Origin of the sequence: Bacteroides caecigallinarum (genome assembly GCF_021530995.1) — a bacterium.
Taxonomy (GTDB): Bacteria; Bacteroidota; Bacteroidia; order Bacteroidales; family Bacteroidaceae; genus Phocaeicola; species Phocaeicola faecigallinarum.
The window spans coordinates 1-3,594 of record NZ_JADYTF010000185.1 but is presented as its reverse complement, the minus strand read 5'-3'; the positions used below and the strand labels follow the sequence as shown (position 1 = coordinate 3,594).

2 protein-coding genes are annotated in these 3,594 nt (G+C 36.1%); both read left to right on the top strand.

What is annotated here, in order from left to right:
• The first annotated feature begins 500 nt into the window (after nt 1-500).
• Entirely contained in the window at nt 501-1,616 is a 1,116-nt protein-coding gene (locus tag I6E24_RS15670; protein ID WP_235329571.1) for a PDDEXK nuclease domain-containing protein, read from the top strand.
• Nucleotides 1,617-1,784: 168 nt separating this feature from the next.
• Nucleotides 1,785-3,188: a SecDF P1 head subdomain-containing protein gene (locus I6E24_RS15665; RefSeq protein WP_235329569.1), complete on the top strand. Its 1,404-nt coding sequence runs from the start codon at nt 1,785-1,787 to the stop codon at nt 3,186-3,188.
• The last annotated feature ends 406 nt before the right edge of the window (nt 3,189-3,594 follow it).

Sequence of the window (3,594 nt, the reverse complement as noted above, 5' to 3'; positions counted from 1 at the left end):
GTGTTAACATAAATTCTGCTTGTAAAAAATATTTTTTGCCTAGAAGAAAAAAAATTTCTTCCTGTTATGTGATTTAAAACGCTTGGACGTTTCGGATAAAACGTCAAAACGTTTTTCTTGAAGCTTCCACAAGCCGTTATTTTTATCTGGATTTGTCGTGTTTTTAATATAATTTGTAATATTAAATAGAAAGAATTATATTATATAATGTGAAATTTTGCTTGTGTAATTGGTGGTATAGTGTATTGGTGAATGTTTTGTGTCTTATTGCGTGTTATTTTGTTTTGTATCGTATGTCTTGTGGCTTAAATTTTTATTGATGGATAATATCTTTCTTCTGAATATTTAAACCTTGGAAGGTTAGAAAAGCAAAATGTCAAAATGTAAATTATGTCTTTATTATTGTTTGGTTGTGGATTTCACTTTAATGTATTATTTTTGTTTATACATGTTTGAATGATTAATATAAACGTAACTTTGTAAATCTATCAAAGAAAATTATGGCTAAAAATACAGATAAACAAGCAATTGAAAACATGTCGGATAACTTTCGTGGTTATGCAGCATTACTTCGCAAAATCAAGCAACGGGTACTGATAGCCCAGCAAAGGGCGATTTATGCTGCCAATGAAGAAATGCTCAGGATGTATTGGGATATTGGCGGCATGTTGCAGCAAAGCCAGGATGCAGACGGTTGGGGCAAGAAAACCTTGCAACGGCTGGCAGCGGACTTGAAGAACGATTATTCCGAAATAAAAGGATTTACTGTACGTAACATGCAATATATGGTGCAGTTTTTTAATGAGTATAATCAGGAACTTACGATGATAAAAAGGGCAGTTTCCCCAATTGCGAAATCACTGATTTCGCAATTGGATGAATATAATTTCACCCTACCTGTCAAGCATTTGGATTGGACGCACAATCTTGTATTGATAAAGCAGGTCAAAGATATTCGTGCACGCTATTGGTATATGGTGCAGAGCATTACCAATCACTGGACAACACGCTATCTGCAAGAAGCCATCAAACTTGATGATTATGGCAAGCACGGAGCGTTGGCTAACAATTTCACGGAAACCCTGCCTGTTCCGGAAGCAGATGATGTGAAATCAATGCTCAAAGACCCATATATATTTGATATGCTGACTTTTACAGAGCAATACAATGAGCGTGACGTGGAAATCGGCTTGGTGAAGCATGTGGAGAAATTCCTTGTAGAAATGGGGGCAGGCTTTGCTTTCATGGGACGACAGTATCATATAGAGGTGTCTGGCGATGATTATTATATTGACATATTGATGTATAATACCTTTCTGCACCGCTATTTGGTGATTGAATTGAAAGATACGGAGTTTATACCGGAGTATATCGGCAAACTGAATTTCTACTGCTCTGCCGTAGATGATATTCTTTGCCGAGAGGGGGACAACCGGACTATCGGACTGTTGCTTTGCAAGAGCAAAGACCGTATCAAGGCAGAATATGCATTGCGTGATATTCAGAAGCCTATCGGAATTTCCGATTATGAATTAGGGCAAGCTCTACCGAAAGATTTCCGAGGTAGTTTGCCTACTATTGAAGAAATTGAGAAAGAATTAGAATCTGACATGTGATGAACAGATTTTGATTCTATCATTGTATCGTCTGCGGGAGATAAGATTGGGAATTTAGATCCTATATTTCTGTAGCTTTGCAAATTAATTCCACTAACGGTATGAAAACAGGAAATTTATTCAAAATACTTTTATTAATAATCTTTGCAACGACAATAAATTCAAATTATGAGACTCTTATACCTTTTTATCTTAATCTCTACTTCTTTTATTAGCTGTAAAACATCCAAAAGGAGTGCTGCTGGTATCATAGGAGGTGCAGACGGGCCTACCGGTGTTTATGTGACAAATAATGCTGACCAGGCATTGTCACATAGAGAAAATGGCTGGTATCATGTATTAAGTACAGACAGCTTATCTGTTAAGCCAATCATAACTGTAAAAGATATGGTTGGGTTAAAACTTGAAAAAGACTATTACGGCAAATATGCCATTAGCGGACGAATAAGCAAGCATAAGATCAACAAGTGGGCCGATGAGACTGAAAGTGCAATCGGGAAACAAATTGCATTCGTATATAACGACTCCATCATTTCAGATCCACAGGTTAATGGCAGGATAGAAAGCGGTGCATTCATGATAACGTCCCAAACAGACCAGAAACTGCCTGAAATCTATAAAGGAATAATGAAAGAGAAATCAGACTCGATTGAAGTCATTTTCGATGGCTGGGAAAAAGATTCTCTATACTATGAATTGTCCCCTGAAGAAAGAGATTCTGTAAACATGGGTATAGATTATTGGGAGGCGAAGGCATGGGTAGATATGTCTTCAAAGCCTGATGAGCACTATTGGTACAGCATAGAGGATTCTTCAGAGTATGTAAGACTGGAAAAGGCACTGGAGGATGAGCTTGAGAAAACGGGCTACAGTAGCAAAGCTTCGGACTATATGAAATCTGATGCCTACAAAGCCTACAAACAATACCTGCACGAGAACAAAGACTATATAAACCTGATGTTCCAAGGTTTTCTGTTCAATAATCTGAAGGGACTGCATGGCTATCTGGTTGATGACATAATACAATCCAAGTATTCTTCTGCGCCAAGTATAAGAAGCTATATTGACAAAACAGATAATGTGGATGACGAGAAGTTTGCCGTATATGAATGGCAAAGGAAGGTTTGGTTTCTGATGAACACTACACAAGAAAACAATACAGTAATGTCTGACGACCAGAAAGCAAGGAAAAGAATTGATAAGATGATGGAGAAGGCAAACAGATATAGAGAATCAATTACTGATACTACATATCTACAAACTACTGTCGAAATGTCGTATTCTGCCATAGACGCATTGAATACTGACGGTTATAATGACGATTATATATATAATCAGGTGATATATCTCGCAGCCCTAGACAGAGCAAGAAAATATCTGTCGGAACAGGATGGAAAACTTGTATGCCCATTGTCTTCACACGAAGATATAAATGTACGAAAGGACTTGTATGAGTTTATTATAGATTTATTCCGGCAATGGAATGAAATGCTTGACTCAGGAAACTTCAAAATTATCAAAGACGAAAAAGGGTTACCGATGGTTGTTCATAAAGATTATGGAAATAAATAAGATTATCAATGATATTTTCAAGATAGTTCTGAATATCATCCTTATAACTATAGCGGTTACCTGTTCGGTTCAGATATTTTCAGGTGACTTTACCTCAATTAGCATAATATACCGATTAGTTATAGTGGGCTTGTGCGTATTTACCATATTCAATAAGAAGTACAGGTACGTTGGTGCTTCTTTACTGTTGTTGCTGATATTTATTGCATATATATTTCATTAAAATAACATACTTGGTTGAAGGAAGCCGTTTCTACTTTTCTTAAAAAAAACAAGCATATGAATAACATTTCAAGAACAAAAATTATTAGTTGTATGGCTGTTATTATGCTAATACTTATTATAATAATAAGTTCTTTTTCAATACCTATAGGTATAAGTGCATGCTCTGTTCTCGGTATAATAT